The 15,738-nt window shown below is 72.9% G+C and carries 15 protein-coding genes and 1 riboswitch; of the genes, 9 read left to right on the top strand and 6 right to left on the bottom strand.

The window, feature by feature from the left end:
• The first annotated feature begins 53 nt into the window (after positions 1-53).
• A riboswitch (TPP riboswitch) is annotated at positions 54-145 on the top strand.
• The 3 genes from thiM to thiD all read left to right on the top strand — a co-directional run bounded on the left by thiM (position 137) and on the right by thiD (position 3,074).
• Positions 137-949, top strand: coding sequence for a hydroxyethylthiazole kinase (gene thiM, locus IFR11_RS04925; RefSeq protein WP_191915406.1), 813 nt, complete (start codon positions 137-139; stop codon positions 947-949). Its footprint overlaps the riboswitch before it by 9 nt.
• Positions 946-1,590: a thiamine phosphate synthase gene (gene thiE, locus IFR11_RS04920; protein ID WP_191915405.1), complete on the top strand. Its 645-nt coding sequence runs from the start codon at positions 946-948 to the stop codon at positions 1,588-1,590. The genes thiM and thiE overlap by 4 nt, the downstream gene beginning before the upstream one ends.
• Entirely contained in the window at positions 1,587-3,074 is a 1,488-nt protein-coding gene (thiD, locus tag IFR11_RS04915; protein ID WP_191915404.1) for a bifunctional hydroxymethylpyrimidine kinase/phosphomethylpyrimidine kinase, read from the top strand. Before thiE ends, thiD begins: the two co-directional genes overlap by 4 nt.
• Here thiD and IFR11_RS04910 read toward each other — a convergent pair.
• The 5 genes from IFR11_RS04910 to IFR11_RS04890 all read right to left on the bottom strand — a co-directional run bounded on the left by IFR11_RS04910 (position 3,037) and on the right by IFR11_RS04890 (position 6,903).
• Positions 3,037-3,222, bottom strand: a complete 186-nt coding sequence (locus tag IFR11_RS04910) for a DUF5302 domain-containing protein (protein ID WP_055832781.1) — start codon at positions 3,220-3,222, stop codon at positions 3,037-3,039. The genes thiD and IFR11_RS04910 overlap by 38 nt on opposite strands.
• Positions 3,223-3,328: 106 nt before the next feature.
• Positions 3,329-4,255: a DnaJ domain-containing protein gene (locus IFR11_RS04905; protein WP_191915403.1), complete on the bottom strand. Its 927-nt coding sequence runs from the start codon at positions 4,253-4,255 to the stop codon at positions 3,329-3,331.
• 87 nt (positions 4,256-4,342) lie between these two features.
• Entirely contained in the window at positions 4,343-4,870 is a 528-nt protein-coding gene (locus tag IFR11_RS04900) for a hypothetical protein (protein WP_055940929.1), read from the bottom strand.
• Positions 4,867-5,718 (bottom strand): LssY C-terminal domain-containing protein, encoded by an 852-nt coding sequence (locus IFR11_RS04895; RefSeq protein ID WP_191915402.1) that lies wholly within the window; start codon positions 5,716-5,718, stop codon positions 4,867-4,869. The genes IFR11_RS04900 and IFR11_RS04895 overlap by 4 nt, the downstream gene beginning before the upstream one ends.
• A 120-nt stretch (positions 5,719-5,838) precedes the next feature.
• On the bottom strand, positions 5,839-6,903 hold the full coding sequence (locus tag IFR11_RS04890; RefSeq protein ID WP_191915401.1) for a 3-hydroxyisobutyryl-CoA hydrolase: 1,065 nt from the start codon (positions 6,901-6,903) through the stop codon (positions 5,839-5,841).
• Between the two features lie 87 nt (positions 6,904-6,990).
• Here IFR11_RS04890 and IFR11_RS04885 point away from each other — a divergent pair, with 87 nt between their 5' ends.
• From IFR11_RS04885 to IFR11_RS04875, 3 genes are all read left to right on the top strand, one after another.
• Positions 6,991-8,268 carry an ABC transporter ATP-binding protein gene (locus IFR11_RS04885; protein ID WP_191915400.1) on the top strand — a complete coding sequence of 426 codons (1,278 nt, stop codon included), beginning with the start codon at positions 6,991-6,993 and terminating at the stop codon, positions 8,266-8,268.
• The gene (locus IFR11_RS04880) at positions 8,265-9,083 is read left to right on the top strand and encodes an ABC transporter permease (RefSeq protein ID WP_070409079.1); all 819 of its coding nucleotides are present in this window, start codon (positions 8,265-8,267) and stop codon (positions 9,081-9,083) included. Before IFR11_RS04885 ends, IFR11_RS04880 begins: the two co-directional genes overlap by 4 nt.
• Before the next feature lie 104 nt (positions 9,084-9,187).
• On the top strand, positions 9,188-10,006 hold the full coding sequence (locus tag IFR11_RS04875; protein WP_055832774.1) for a sulfite exporter TauE/SafE family protein: 819 nt from the start codon (positions 9,188-9,190) through the stop codon (positions 10,004-10,006).
• Between the two features lie 43 nt (positions 10,007-10,049).
• Here IFR11_RS04875 and IFR11_RS04870 read toward each other — a convergent pair whose 3' ends face one another.
• Complete coding sequence (locus IFR11_RS04870) at positions 10,050-10,439, bottom strand: hypothetical protein (protein ID WP_055832773.1); 390 nt, start codon at positions 10,437-10,439, stop codon at positions 10,050-10,052.
• 141 nt (positions 10,440-10,580) lie between these two features.
• Here IFR11_RS04870 and cofG point away from each other — a divergent pair, with 141 nt between their 5' ends.
• The 3 genes from cofG to fgd are packed head-to-tail and all read left to right on the top strand — an operon-like array spanning position 10,581 to position 15,555.
• Positions 10,581-13,061, top strand: coding sequence for a 7,8-didemethyl-8-hydroxy-5-deazariboflavin synthase CofG (gene cofG / locus IFR11_RS04865; protein WP_191915399.1), 2,481 nt, complete (start codon positions 10,581-10,583; stop codon positions 13,059-13,061).
• Positions 13,058-14,548, top strand: a complete 1,491-nt coding sequence (locus IFR11_RS04860) for an NAD(P)-binding domain-containing protein (protein WP_191915398.1) — start codon at positions 13,058-13,060, stop codon at positions 14,546-14,548. The genes cofG and IFR11_RS04860 overlap by 4 nt, the downstream gene beginning before the upstream one ends.
• Positions 14,545-15,555: a glucose-6-phosphate dehydrogenase (coenzyme-F420) gene (gene fgd / locus IFR11_RS04855; protein WP_191915397.1), complete on the top strand. Its 1,011-nt coding sequence runs from the start codon at positions 14,545-14,547 to the stop codon at positions 15,553-15,555. Before IFR11_RS04860 ends, fgd begins: the two co-directional genes overlap by 4 nt.
• Positions 15,556-15,738: the final 183 nt, after the last annotated feature.

Genomic DNA, 15,738 nt, shown 5'->3' with positions numbered 1-15,738 from the left:
GTCGCGGTACCGACCGTCGCGGTACCGACCGTCGCGCCTGTGCTAGCGTCACCGGCAGTGACACGGGGTGCCCTTCGGGGCTGAGAACACACCCGTCGAACCTGATCTAGTTCGTACTAGCGAAGGGATGTCGCGAATGGTCGTTCGCACGTCGTCGTCTCCGTCCGCCCCTCTCACCGCCCCCGCACCCGCCGAGGCGCTCGCGGCTCTGCGCGAAGCCGCGCCGCTCACGCAATGCATCACCAATGCGGTGGTGACGGGCTTCACCGCCAACGCCCTGCTGGCCCTCGGCGCCGCCCCCGCGATGTGCGACATCCCGGGCGAGGCGGGCCTGTTCGCCGGCATCGCGGGCGGAGTGCTCGTGAACCTCGGCACCCCCACCGCCGAGCAGCGCGAAGCCGCCCGCGAGGCCGTTCGGGCGGGAACCCCGTGGGTGCTCGATCCGGTCGCGGTCGGTGCGCTGCCCGTGCGCACGGCGCTCGCGCACGAGCTGCTCGACGCACGCCCGGCGATCATCCGCGGCAACGCGTCCGAGATCCTCGCCCTCGCGGGATCCGGCGCCGGCGGGCGGGGCGTCGATGCGACCGACTCCACCGACGACGCCCTCGAGGCCGCTCGCGCGCTCGCCCTCCGCACCGGCGACACGGTCGCCGTCTCGGGAGAGACCGACCTGATCGTGGATGCCGAGCGCACGGCGTCGGTGCCCGGCGGCAGCGTCCTGTTGACCAGGGTCACCGGCGGCGGCTGCGCCCTGGGGGCGGCGATGGCGGCCTTCGTCGCCGTCGTGCCGCCCTTCGACGCGGCCGTGGCGGCGAGCGCGGTCTGGGCCGTCGCGTCGGAACGCGCGGCAACGCTCAGCCGGGGACCCGGGTCGTTCGCGGTGGCGTTCCTCGATGAGCTGGCCGCCGTGCGCCCCGCCGATCTCGACGGCCGGGTGCGACTCTCGTGAGCGACCTGTCGCTCCACCTCGTCACCGACCACCGCGTGCCCTTCGCTCGACTGCGCGACATCGTCGACGCGGCCGTCGACGCGGGCGTCACCGTCGTGCAGCTGCGCGACAAGGTCGCCTCGGGCCGCGAGCTGTTCGCCCGCACCCTCGACCTCGCCGATGTGGTGGCCGGTCGCTGCGCGTTCGTCGTCGACGATCGCCTCGACGTCGTGCTGGCCGCCCGCGACCGCGGCGCCCGGGTCGACGGCATCCACCTCGGCCAGGACGACGTGCCGATCGGTTCGGCGCGCGCCCTGCTGGGAACCGACGCCCTGATCGGATGGACGGCCCACACCCCCGCGCACCTCACCGCCGCGGCCGCGTTGCCCGCGGGCACGGTTGACTACCTCGGCGTCGGCGTCATCCGCGCGACGACGACGAAGCCCGACCATCCGCGACCGCTGGGGGTCGACGGGTTCGCCGAGCTGGCGGCCTCGACCGCGTCGCCGTGCGTCGCGATCGGCGGGATCGACGTCGACGACGTCGCCGCCCTGCGCGCGGCGGGAGCGGCGGGGGTCGCGGTGGTGTCCGCCGTGTGCGCGGCCGACGACCCGGGCGCCGTCGTGCGCCGACTGCGTGCGGCGTGGGGAGCCGAAGGATGAACGGGTCGAGCCCGCGCGTGCTGAGCATCGCCGGCACCGACCCGACGGGCGGCGCCGGCATTCAGGCCGATCTCAAATCGATCGCCGCGTTCGGCGGCTACGGCATGGCGGCGGTGACGGCGCTCGTCGCGCAGAACACCTCGGGCGTCCGCGACGTGCACGTGCCCCCGACGGCGTTCCTCGACGCACAGCTCCGCGCCGTGAGCGACGACGTCGAGATCGACGCGGTAAAGATCGGCATGCTCGGCTCGGCCGAGGTGGTCGCGACGGTCGACGCGTGGCTCGCCGACGTGCGTCCGCCCGTCGTCGTGCTCGACCCCGTCATGATCGCCACCAGCGGCGACCGCCTGCTCGACACCGATGCCGAAGCGGCCGTCCGCGCCCTGTGCCGACGCGCCGACCTCGTCACCCCGAACCTCCCCGAGCTCGCGGTGCTCGTCGACGAGCCCGTCGCGACGACGTGGGAGGCCGCCGTCGTCCAGGCGCAGACGCTCGCCGCCCGCGCCGACACCGCCGTGCTGCTGAAGGGCGGGCACCTCGGCGGTGCGGAGAGCCCGGATGCCATCGTCGACGCCACCGGCGTGCACGTCGTGCCCGGCCCCCGCGTCGCCACCCGCCACACCCACGGCACGGGATGCTCCCTGTCGTCGGCGATGGCGACCCTGGCCGCTCACGGGCTGAGCTGGCCCGAGGCCCTGACGCGGGCGAAGCGGTGGCTCACCGGCGCGCTCGAGCACGCCGAGGCGCTCCACGTCGGCGCGGGGAACGGCCCCATCGACCACCTGCACGAGCTCCGTCCGCACATCGACCTCGGCCGCTCGTGGAGCAGCGAGCGGTGGGAGGCCACGGCCTCGACCCGCGCCGACGTCGACGCGTGCGCGTTCGTGCGGGGCTTGGCATCCGGAGACCTCGACCGCGGCGCCTTCGAGTGGTACCTCGGCCAGGACCTGCTGTACCTGCGCGAGTACGCGCGGGTGCTCGCGCGCGCCGCGGCCCTCGCCCCCACGGTCGACGAGCAACGCTTCTGGGCCACGGCGTCGGTGTCGTGCCTGGTCGAGGAGGCGGCGCTACACCAGTCGCACGTCGACCCCGCGGGTCTCGCTCCCGCTCCCGCGACCTCGGCGTACACGGACCATCTGCACGCGGCATCCACCGCCGGGTCCTACGCGGTGCTGGTCGCCGCGATCCTGCCGTGTTTCGTGCTGTACACCGACATCGGCGTGCGTTGGCGCGGCACGTTCACCGACGGGCATCCCTACGCCGACTGGCTCACGTCGTACGGCGACGAGACGTTCGAGACGTCGTCGGCCGAGGCGTCGCTCATCGTGGATGCCGCGGCCCGCGAGGCCTCCGCCCGCACCCGCGCGGCGATGGCCGCCGCGTACGACCGGTCGATGCTCCTCGAGCTGGCGTTCTTCGAGGCCCCGCTCGCGACGCGGGATGGGATCATCCCCCGCTCTTGCGGCGGAACTCCCTCTTGGTGACGGCTCCGTGCGTTCCCTGCACGGCGGAGTTTCCGTCGAGGTGCGCCTGACCCGAACGGTGCTGGCCGTTCTTCTTCTCGAGCGCTTCTTTGAACTTGCGCTTCATGTCGTCGGATGCCGAGGCGTCCGATGTCTCGTCGGTACTCATGCCTCCACCCTAGGCACGTGCGCGCGGGGTGTCTCGCGGGCCGGGCGAGAACGCCGCGACCGGCGGAGCGGCGGGACAGCCCCGGGAGCCCCTCGGGAGACGCCCCTCAGACGTGACGCACGCGCTGCTGCAACCGCGTGCGGATGTCGAACAGCTCCGTGCCGCCGACCTCGCGCGCCCCGGTGATGCCGCGCCGCAGCAGGGTGGTGAGGGCGCTGCGCGTCACCAGCGCGACGGGCGTTCCGCGCACCTTGCCGAGCTCGGTGATGGCGTCGAGCACGGCGTCGTCGGGCAGCACGACCATCGCGCCGCTGAAGCGCACACCGGCCGCCCGTGCGATCACGCGGGCGCGCGACACGAGCTCGGTCACGGGCGACCCGATGACGTGGGCCCCCGAGATCTCGCCGCGGCGCACCCCGACGGGGCCGCCGAAGTCCTCGCTCAGCAGGGCGTACAGGCCGCTCGGGCCGAGCACGAGATGGTCGAGCTTCTGCTCGGGATCGCGCCCGTCACGATCGGCGAACACGTCGTGCCACACCGTGTAGCCCATGCCGAGCTCCGAGACGAGACGCGCGGTCTCTTCCTCGGCGAGCGCGTCGGCGAGGATGTGCCGGATCTCGGGCGGCGCCGAGCGCACGAGCGCCGGGTCGTACGGGTCGGCGATGTCGACGCCGCGGCCCACCCACTCGCGGATGAGGTCGAGGTACCTCTCGCGCCGCCATCCGCCGGGCTGACCGTGCGATCGGGCGCGCGGGCGCGTGTCGGCGGGGCGGGAGGGACCGGATGCCGAGACCCCGCCGCCCCACTCCCCGGTCACCGTCCCGCGACCGCGGTCGTAGGCGCTTCTGGCCTCGGGCGTGCCGATGAGCTCCCACGCGCGCTGCACCTGCACGAACAGGGCCGCGTCGCCGCCCGTGTCGGGGTGCGTCTCGCGCAGGCGCACGCGATACGCGCGACGCAGGCCTTCGTCGTCGACGTCGGGCGCCACGCGGAGCACCTCGTATGCCGAGGACGACATGGGGCTGTCGAACACGTCCGTCTTCCGTTCCGCCGCGGGCGAGCGGCACCTCTCAGGCTAACCCGCCGAGATCCCCCGGGGTCGCGAGCGCCACCCGCTCGCTCAGCGCCGCCGATCCTTCCGTCGCGCGTACGCCGCCGCATCGCGGCTCGATAGGGCCAGCAGCACGAGCACGTCGAGGCTCAGGGTCGCCAGCGTCGTGCGCACCGTGATCTCCTCCCCCAGCTGCCACCAGCCGGTGAACGCCGCCGAGATCGACACCACCGAGATGAGCATCACGGCCACGCGGGCGAGGTTGCTCCCCCACAGCAGCAGGATGCCGAACACCACCTGCACCACGAAGATCGTCGCGAGCACACCCGCGAACAGACCGAAACCGACGTCGAGGTCGGACAGGGTCAGGGTGTCGGGCTCGATGGCCGAGCCGTTCGCCGCTCCCGCCACCGCCCGCATCCACGAGGGGAGCCCGAACACGACGGTCGCCCCCCAGAGCACCCCGGCCACCGCTCGCAGCAGCACCAGCACCGCACCGGCGACCGTCGCGACGGGGCGACGCATGGCCGGGTCGACGGGCACGGGGGCGGCGAGGGGTTCGAAGGCCGCGCGCTTGCGGGGGTGCCGGGTGATCACGGTCGCACCTCCGTCGGCGCGGCGGGGGTCGCGGCATCCGGGATCTGCACGGCCCGCACGTCGACGATCGGCAGGTCGCCGTCGGTGGTGATGCTGTCGCCGCCGCCGTTGCGCGAGTGGTACCCGGTCGCGAAGTCGCGGATGACGTCGACCGCCACCGCGGGCACGGCGGTGACGCTGGCGACGATGTGGTCGCGCTCGATGTCGGTGTCGGCGTCGATGCGGTGGGTCACCTGCAGCGTGAACAGCGACAGGCCCACGGCCCGGTCGAACGTGCCGGCGGCGAGCCAATCGACCCGGCGCCCTCCCGGCAGCAGCCATCCCTCGGGGCACCTCCACAGGCGCACGTGGTGGCGTTGGGCGGGAGAGCCCGCGACCTCCTGCTGGTAGGCCAGGTCCTGCATGCGTCCGAAGAGGAAGAGCGGGCTGACGGGGGCTCGCGGATAGCTGCGGCGCCGCAGCGTCGAGGCGATGATGCGCCATGACGAACCCAGGCTGACCGGGTCGGCGGGGATCCAGCCGGCCTCGGCCATGACCGCTTCGATGCGCGCCCGGTCGCCCTGGAACGCGAGGTTGACGGGGTCGCCGAGCAGACCGTCGGAGGTGCGGGTGCGGCCCATGAAGTAGTCGGGCACGTAGATCGCGGTGAGGATCCGGTGCAGTCGCGGCAGCACCAGGTAGGCGAGCAGACCCCAGAACGCGATCGCCATGAGCACCCCGCCCCACCCGAGCCGGAACGACTGCGTGAAGCTCAGGTAGGCCAGCCAGATCGCGGCGAGACCGGCGAAGACGAAGAAGAACCCGTCGAGGGCGTGTCCGAACGACCAGCGTCGTCGCGGCGCGGTCATCTCGTCGCCGCCCGCGGGTCGCTCCCCGCGCCGGAGGCCGGGGACACGGCGATCACGGGAACAGAAGACGTCACGGCCGAGGGCACGGCGATCACGGGAGAAAGAGAGATCATGGCCGGGTCACCACAGCGCCGGGTTCGGCTCGTACGCGAAGGCCTCGGCCACGCGGTCGGCGGGGAGATCGTCGAGGCGGGCCGGCGACCACGACGGCGAGCGGTCCTTGTCGACGACCTGCGCGCGGATGCCCTCCACCAGGTCGGGCTGCGTCTGGGCGAACCACATCACGAGGCCGTATTCCTGGGCGAGGGCCGCGCGCAGCGACGGCAGGGCACGCGCCCGACGCACCGCCTCGAGCGTCACGGCGAGCGCGGTCGGCGCCGATGCGGCCAGCAGCTCGGCCGTCTCGCGGGCCTCGGGCTCGGGCCGCGCACGCAGACGGTCCACGATGGCGGGAACGTCGTCGGCCGCGAACGCGTCGTCGATCCATTCCCTCGCCGCGATCAGCCTCGACGGCTCGGGGCTCTCGTCGAACAACAGCACGAGCTCGGTCGGGCTCGACGGGTCGGCGCGGTTCTCGAGGGCTTCGTACAGGGCCTCGAGGTGGGCGGCGGGCACCATGTGGTCGGCGAAGCCGGCGTAGATCGCGTCGGCGGCATCCATCGACCCCCCGGTCAGCCCGAGGTACTCGCCCAGGCGACCGGGCGCGCGACCCAGCAACCAGGAGCCGCCCACGTCGGGAGTGAAGCCGATGCGCGTCTCGGGCATGGCGAGCCGCGAACGTTCGGTGACGACGCGGATGGCCGCGTGGCCGGCGAGGCCGATGCCGCCGCCCATGCACACGCCGTCGGCGATCGCGACGACGGGCTTGGCCGAGGTGGCGATGAGCTGGTCGAGCGCGTACTCCTCGCGGAAGAACGCGTGCACCTCGTCGCCGCGCCCTCCGACGACCATCTCGTGCAGAGCGCGCACGTCGCCGCCGGCGCAGAACCCACGCTCGCCGGCCCCGTCGAGCAGCACGACGTCGACGTCGGTGTCGCGCTGCCACCGGTCGAGGGTGAGGGTCAACGCGCGGATCATGTCGAGGTCGAGCGCGTTGATCGCGCGCGGACGATTCAGCGTCAGACGACCGAGGCCGCGCCTCGACCGCACGAGGACGCTGTCGTCATCGGTTCGCTGAGCGTGCACGGTGCCACGTTACACACGCCCCGAGATGGGTTTTCGGCCTCGGATCGGGGAAGATAGGCGGAACGCCCATCGAACGAGAGGTGCCCGATGCCCGACGGACAGGTGCTCGAGCTCAACGGGCTCACCAAACGCTTCGGAGCCGTCTCGGCGGTCGACGGTCTCGACGCCCGCATCGAGCCCGGCCAGGTCACCGGCTTCCTGGGTCCGAACGGCGCCGGCAAGACCACGTCGCTGCGCATGCTGCTGGGCCTCGTGCAGCCCACCGCGGGCACCGCCACCATCGGCGGCAAGCGCTACGCCGACCTCGCCTCTCCGCTGCAGAGCGTCGGCGCCGCCCTCGAGGCGTCGAGCTTCCACCCCGGCCGCTCGGCCGCCAACCACCTCAAGGTCTATGCGCGCGCGGCGTCGCTGCCCGTCTCGCGCGTCGACGAGGTACTGGGCCTGGTCGGTCTCGCCGACGTCGCCGGGCGCCGCGTGGGCGGCTTCTCGCTCGGCATGCGCCAGCGCCTGGGCCTGGCCACCGCGCTGCTCGGCGACCCCGGCGTGCTCGTACTCGACGAGCCGTCGAACGGCCTCGACCCCGAGGGCATCCGGTGGATGCGTTGGCTGCTGCGTCACCTCGCCGAAGAGGGACGCACGGTGCTCATCTCGTCGCACCTGCTCGCCGAGGTGCAGCAGACCGTCGACGCGCTGCTGATCATCTCGCGCGGTCGCCTGGTGTTCCAGGGCGGGGTCGAAGACCTCGCCGACCCCGAGGAGTACGCCACGGTCGTCGACTCCCCCGACCGCACCGCCCTGTCGAGCGTGCTCGACGAGCGCGGCATCGACTACCAGCTGCTGCGCAACGGCTACACGATCCGCCACCACGAGCCGGTCGAGATCGGCGCCCTCGCCGCGGGCGCCGGTATCGCCCTGTCGAACCTGCAGAGCAAGGGCGCCAGCCTCGAAGACATCTTCCTCGAGCTCGTCAGCGGCGTGCGCGTGCACGCGAGCGCTGCGGCGGGCGGCGCTGCGGCGGCTCCTGCTTCGACTCCGGATGCCGAGACCCCCGCCCCCGCGCCCACGCCGGCGCCCGAGCCCGTGCTCGCACCGACGGCGGCCGCGACGGCGACGACTGCCACAGCCGATGAGGTCTCCCCCCGACCCGACGAGTTCGACGACGACGATCCCCGCCCCTCGACCGCGATGGTCGCCGTCATGGCCCCGCCGCGATCCGCGCGCCTCACGGCGTCCGACGGGGCATCCTCGAGCGACGACTCACCCCGCCGCTCGTACTCCGTCGCCTCGACCGGAGTGATCGACATCGTGCCCACCGCCGACCTCGACCACACGGACCAGACAGACCACACGGGGGTGCAGCGGTGAGCCTCGTCGCAGCGACACGATCCGAGTACACCAAGCAGTTCACCACCGCCGGCTGGTGGGTGCTGGCGATCGTCCTCGTCGCCTACGTCGCCTTCACGGCCGGCGTGCTCGCCTTCGTCTTCGGCGGAGTCGCCTCGGGTCGCCTCGGCGGCGCCACCGGCCCCGCGATGTCGGCCGAGGGCGTTCCGGGCCTCGTCTACAGCTCGGCGAGCGCCGTCGGGTACGTGTTCCCCCTCCTCGTGGGCACGCTCATGGTCACGACCGAGTTCCGTCACAAGACGCTCACGCCGACGTTCCTCGCCACCCCGCGCCGCGGCGTGATCCTGGGCGGCAAGTTCGTCGTGGGCGTGCTGGTGGGCCTGCTCTACGGCATCCTCGGTTCGGCCGCCGCGATCGGGGCGGGCGCCGGAGTGCTGAGCATCTTCGGCATCGACACCGCCCTCGGCTCCGCCGACACCTGGGAGCTCGTGGGCCGCATGCTGCTGGCCTTCGCCCTGTGGGCACTGGTGGGCATCGGCGTGGGCACGGTTGTGCGCAACCAGGTCGCCGCCATCGTCATCGTGCTCGCCATCACCCTCTTCATCGAGCCGATCGTGCGCACCATCGGCGGCGTGGTCGAGGGTTTCGACGACGTCGTGAAGTGGTTCCCCAGCGCCGCGAGCGATGCCCTGGTCGGCCAGACGATCTTCAGCTCGGTGTCGACCACCGGGGCGTCGACGCTCGACTGGTGGGTCGGCGGCCTCGTGCTGCTCGGGTACGCGGTGGTGCTGGTGGTCGTGGGGATGCTGACCACCTGGCGCCGCGACATCGACTGATCGGCGATCGCCCGGCGCGCACCGACGCCGCTCGCCGACCGCCGCGCCCGTGACGGGCGACGCCGCGCATTTGGCGCCGCCGCCGGCACCGGCGAGAATCAACCGTGCTCGATGGACCGGTGATCGCCGAATGGCTCCCCGTGTCGGTGGCATCCCTCCTGCTGCTGCTGGTCGCCGCGGGCGTCGCCGGATGGGTCGACGCGGTCGTCGGCGGCGGCGGACTGATCCAGTTGCCGGCGTTGGTCATCGCCGTGCCGAAAGACGTCGCGACCCCGTTCATCCTGGGCACGAACAAGCTGTCGTCGTTCTTCGGCACGCTCTCGGCGAGCGGGGTGTACCTGCGCAAGATCAGGGTGCAGCTCGTGCTCCTGCTGCCGCTGGTCGCCGGCGCGTACGCCGGTTCCACGGTCGGTGCCGCCCTCTCGCGCTTCGTCCCGCGCGAGGTGCTGACGCCCGTGGTCCTCGTCGCGGTGATCGCGGTGGCGCTGTACACGCTCTTCAAGCCCCGCATGGGACTGCACCACGAGCCGCGGCACACCCGACCGGCGGCCATCGCCTGGAGGGCGGGCGTGATCGGTCTGCTGGTAGGTTTCTACGACGGCATCCTGGGTCCGGGGACGGGGTCGTTCTTCGTCATCCTGATCGTCGCCGTGCTGGGGTACGGCTTCTTGCAGGCGAGCGTGAACGCCAAGATCGCGAACCTCACCACCAACCTCGCCGCCCTGGCCGTCTACGGCGTGCACGGCGAGATCCTGCTCGCCCTGGGCTTCGCCATGGCCGCGATGAACATCACCGGCGGGTTCATCGGCGCGCACATGGCCACCCGCAAGGGCAGCGGCTTCGTGCGGATCGTGTTCCTGGTGACCCTGTCGCTGCTCGTGGTGAAGCTCGCGTGGGACACCGTGGTGCAGTTCACGGCGTGAGCGCGACCGCCGGGCGCATGGAGCGGGCGCGTGTTCCGGCGCCTCAGCGGACGATGTCGGCCACGTCTTCGGGCTCGGATGCCACGTCGAGACGCAGCGCCCGCAGCAGCGCCACCCCGTGCTTGGTGGTGAGCACCAGACGCTCGTACTCGTCGTGACCCGTGAGGTCGACGACGACGCTGGGCTTGCGGCCGCGGATGACGACGAAGTCGTTGCCGCTCGCCGACTTCCACGTGCCCATTCCGACGGCCACCGGCAGGTTGATGCCGGGATTCGGCACGCCGCGCAGCCACGTCCAGGCGTCGTCGGTCAGTTGCACGCGCTCGATGTGCTCGCGCGGCACGACGATGTTGGTCTTGCGGAAAGACATCGCTCGCTCGGTCGGCGACAGCACGACTTCGAGCTGCGTCGAGTCGAGCAGCAGGGTCACCATGCCTTCCATCCTGCCAGCGTCGACGGGGCGCGACGGGCTCGTCACCTCACGAGAGCGCAACGATCACCCGCCGCACGCACGCACCGCGCGACGCCCCGTCTCACCGGCCCGGATGTCGGAGGCGAGGGATAGCCTGGGACGATGAGTACGGGCAGTGTTGCGCCGCGAGTCGCACCGGCCCGCGGCACGTCGATCGACGACCTCCTGGCGCGCATCCGCGCCGGGCACCGCCCCGACGTCGACGAGACCGACGCCCTTCTGCACGCACCGCTCGACAGCCTTCTGCCCGTCGCCGCCGCGCTCCGCGACGAGGGGCTCGTCGCCGCCGGCCGCCCCGGCGTGGTCACGTACTCGCGCAAGGTCTTCGTGCCGCTGACGACCCTGTGTCGCGACCGCTGCCACTACTGCGTCTTCGTCGACACCCCCGGCCAGCTGAACCTGCTGCGCAAGCCCGCGTACATGAGCCCCGAGCAGGTGCTCACCGTCGTGCGGCAGGGACAGGCCCTCGGCTGCAAAGAGGCGCTGCTCACCCTCGGCGACCGCCCCGAAGAGCGGTGGCCCGAGGCCCGCGCCTGGCTCGACGCGCACGGCTTCGCCTCGACCATCGACTACGTCGCCCACATCGCGCGTCTCATCACCGCCGAGACCGGCATGCTGGTGCACGCCAACCCCGGCGTCATGCACCCCGACGAGCTGGTGGCGCTGCGGCCCGTCTCGCCCTCGATGGGCATGATGCTCGAGACCACGTCGCGACGCCTGTTCGAAGAGCCCGGCCAGGTGCACTTCGGCTCGCCCGACAAAGACCCCGACCTGCGCCTCGGCGTCATCGACGACGCCGGCGCCGCCGGCATCCCGTTCACCACCGGCATCCTGGTGGGCATCGGCGAGACGGTGCGCGACCGGGCCGAATCGCTCGTGGCGATGCGCGACCGGCACGACCGGCACGGGCACGTGCAAGAGGTCATCGTGCAGAACTTCCGCGCCAAGCCCCGCACGGCCATGCAGGGCGCGCCCGACGCCGACCTGGCCGAGTACGTCGCGGCGGTCGCCACCGCCCGGCTCGTGTTCGGTCCGCGCATGCGCATCCAGGTGCCGCCGAACCTGTCCGACCCGGGCGAGCTGGGTCTGCTGATCGCGGCGGGCATCGACGACTGGGGCGGCGTGTCGCCGCTCACGGCCGACCACGTCAATCCCGAGCGTCCCTGGCCGCAGATCGACGACCTCGCCGCCCAGACGGCCGCGCACGGCTACACGCTGCGCGAACGCCTCACCGCGCATCCGGAGTTCGTGCGCGACGCGGCGCGCTGGATCGACCCCGCCCTGCACACTCCCCTGCGGGCGCTGGCCGATGCCGAGGGGCTCGCGGCCGACGTGACGCCGCACGCAAGCCTGCCCGAGGGCACGCACGCCGTGACGAGCGGAGGACGAGGGACGGAGGGAGGACTCCCTCTCGACGTCGCGTCCTCCGCCCGTCCCTCGTCCTCCGCCCATCCCGGCTCGACACCCTCAGCCCACCCCGGGAGCCCCGGCGGAGTGCCCGGCGGAGTGCCCGGCAGCGACCTGGGCGTCCGCCGTCTCGCCGAGCGGGCGGCATCCGATCCCCTGTCCCTCGACGACGCCGATTGGGTGCGCCTGCTGCGCACGACCGGCGCCGAGCTCGACGACCTCACCGCCGCCGCCGACGACGCGCGCCGCTACACCGTCGGCGAGCCGATCACCCTCGTGCAGAACCGCAACCTCACCTCGACGGGCTTGCGCCGCACCGGCCGCACCGCGCCGGGCGAGTTCGACCTCGACGACGCCACGGCCATCGCCGCCGACGCCGCCGCCCTCGGCGCGACCGAGATCTGCATCCAGGGCGCGCTCCGAGGCGACGAAGACCCCGCCGGCTATCTCGACCTCGTGCGGGCAGTCAAGCGCGGGGCTCCCGGCATCCACGTGCACGCTTACCGTCCGCTCGACGTGCGCGACCTCGCCGACCGCGGCGGACTCGGTCTCGCGGGCGCCCTCGCGGCCCTGCGCGAAGTGGGCGTCGACACCGTGCCGGGCACCGGCGTGAAGGTTCTCAGCGAGCGGGTGCGCGCCCTCGTCGCGCCGGGCGACCTCGAGATCGACCACTGGGTCGAGGGCATCACCGCGGCGCACCGCGCCGGTTTCCGCTCGACCTCGGTGCTGTTCTACGGCCACGTCGAGACCGCCCAGGAGCGCATCGCGCATCTGCGGCGCCTGCGCGAGATCCAGACCGAGACCCGCGGCTTCGCCGAGTTCGTGCCCATCCCCCTGCCCGGCGGCGACGTGCCGCTGGTCGCCGACCGCGCCCCGATCGACGAGCATCGCGCGATGGTCGCCGTGTCACGGCTGATACTGTCGGGCAGCATCCCGCACGTGCAGATCCCCTGGACCCGCGTGGGCCGAGACACCGCCGCCGTGCTGCTGCGCTCCGGCGGCGACGACCTGGGCGGCACGTTGTACGACGGACGCGTGCGGCCCGACACGGGCATCGAGCAGGGACTCGAGCTCCCCGTCGCGGCGGCCGAGCGCATCGCCCGCAGCCTTATGCGACCGTTCCGCCTGCGCACGACCGACTACCGCGTCGCCGCAGAGGGCGGGGCCCGCGCGTGAGGGTCGTCGACGTCGCGATCGTCGGCGCAGGCTTCGCCGGCCTCGCGATGGCCGGGGCGCTCCGCCGGGCCGGGCGCGACGACTTCGTCGTGCTCGAGCGCGCCGACGACGTGGGCGGCACCTGGCGCGACAACACCTACCCCGGCGTCGCGTGCGACGTGCCCGCGCACCTGTACAGCCTCGCCGCGCACCCGAACGCCGGGTGGACGCGCACCTTCGCCCCCGGCGGCGAGATCCAGGCCTACCTGCGTGACGTCGCCGATCGCGAGGACCTCGGCGATCGGCTGCGGCTGCGCACGCCCCTGCTTGGAGCGGAATGGGATGCCGCCGACGCCGTCTGGCACCTCGACACGGGCGGCGAGACCCTCGCCGCGCGCTCCCTCGTCCTGGCCTGCGGACGCCTCACCGAGCCGCACGTGCCGGCCATCGACGGCCTCGAGTCGTTCGACGGGCCCCTCTTCCACTCCGCGCGGTGGGACCACGGCACCGACCTCGCCGGCATGCGGATCGCGGTCGTCGGCACCGGCGCCAGCGCCGTGCAGCTGGTTCCCGAACTGGCCCGCCGTGCCGCCCACGTGACGCTCTTCCAGCGCACCCCCGCGTGGATCGTGCCGCGCGGCGGAGGCGACATCGCGCCCGCCGAGCGCGCGCACCTCGCCGCGCACCCGGGGGATCTCGCGCGCCTGCGCGCCGAGCTGTACGCCGAGGGTGAGGCGCGCTTCGCGTCACGCTCGGGCGACGCCGCGGCCTCCGCCGACGCCCGCGCCCACGCGCTCGCGCACCTGCACGCTCAGGTCGCCGACCCGGCTCTGCGCGCAGCCCTCACCCCCGACTACGCCTTCGGCTGCAAACGCGTACTGCTGTCCGATGCGTTCTACCCCGCCGTCGCGTCCGAGGCCGTGAGCCTCGAGCCCACCGCCCTGGCCGCGGTCGACGGCTCGACGCTGACGGCGCAGAGCGGCGCGACGTACGAGGCCGACGTGCTGGTGCTGGCCACCGGGTTCACCGCCGCCGAGCAGCCCTACGCCGACCTCGTGCGCGGCGAAGACGGCACCCTCGCCGCGCACTGGGCCGAGGGCATGACCTCGTTCGGTTCCACGGTGGTCGCCGGCTTCCCCAACCTGTTCGTGCTGAACGGCCCGAACGCGAGTCTCGGGCACAACTCCTCGGTCCTCATGGCCGAGGAGCAGTCGGCGTACGTCGTGCGGGCCCTGGCCGAGCGCGACCGCCGACCCGAGCGGGTGCTGCGGGTACGCCCCGAGGTCGAGGCGGCGTACACCGACGAGATCGCCGCGGCCGCGGCATCCACCCCCTGGCTCACCGGCGGATGCCGCAACTGGTACGTCGACGACCGGTCGGGGCGGCTGACCCTGCTGTGGCCGGGCACCGTGCAGGCGTTCCATGAACGACTGGCCGGCACCGACGGGTCGGAGTTCGAACCCGCGCGCACCCCCGTGCGCGGTGGCGAGGTTGAAGGAGAGAAATGACCGTTCCCCTGCGTTTCGGATACAAGGCTTCGAGCGAGCAGTTCGGACCCAACGAGCTCCTCGACTTCGGCGTGCTCGCCGAGAAGATGGGTTTCGACTCGGTCTTCCTCTCGGACCACCTCCAGCCGTGGATGCACGACGGCGGGCACGCCCCCAACGCCCTGCCCTGGCTCGGGGCCCTCGGCGCGCGCACCGAGCGCGTCATCATCGGCACGAGCGTGCTCACCCCGACGTTCCGCTACCACCCCGGCGTCATCGCCCAGGTGTTCGCCACCCTCGGCGTGATGTACCCCGGCCGTGTCGTGCTGGGCGTCGGCACGGGTGAAGCCCTCAACGAGGTGACCCTGGGCCTCGACTGGCCCGAGGCGCCCGGGCGCTTCCAGCGCCTCAAAGAGGCCATCGCGATCATCAACGAGCTCTGGGCCGGCGAGCGGGTCACCTACGAGGGCACCTACTACTCGGTGAAGGATGCCACGATCTACGACCGCCCCGAGCAGAAGGTGCCGATCTACATCGGCGCCTCCGGCCCCGCGGCCACCCGCCTGGCCGGACGCATCGCCGAGGGCTACATCACCACGAGCGGCAAAGACCCCGCGCTGTACACCGACACGCTGCTGCCCGCGCTCGACGACGGTCTCGGCAAGGCCGGCCGCACCCGCGACGACGTCGACACGCTCATGGAGGTCAAGGTGTCGTACCACCCCGACCACGACACCGCGCTCGAGAAGACGCGGTTCTGGGCCCCGCTCGCGCTCAGCGCCGACGAGAAGATGAGCGTGCACGACCCCCTCGAGATGCAGCGGCTCGCCGCCGAACTGCCGATCGAGCGCGTCGCGTCGCGGTTCATCGTCTCGACCGACCCCGACGAGCACGTCGAACGCATCGCACGGTACGTCGACCTCGGCTTCCGTCACCTCGTGTTCCACGACCCGGGCCACGACCAGGAGGAGTTCCTGCGCATGTACGGCGAGGAGATACTGCCGCGCCTGCGCAAGCGCTTCGCCTGAGCCGGATCGGCGGGGCGACGCGGCGAGTCCGGCGACGCTGCGGGGTCCGGCGGCCCAGCGGCGCCGCGGGGTCCCGCGGCGCCGCGGACGGGAGCCGCGCGAGCGGCCCGCTTGCGGGGCGCCGGTGGGGCCACACTCCTGAGAAAAGGTCCCCCACGCTGCCCCCCACCCTTCGAAAGCACG

The organism is Microbacterium sp. CFBP 8801 (assembly GCF_014839455.1).
Taxonomy (GTDB): Bacteria; Actinomycetota; Actinomycetes; order Actinomycetales; family Microbacteriaceae; genus Microbacterium.
Note: the sequence above shows the minus strand (reverse complement) of the source record. Positions and strands in the feature narration are given on the sequence as shown.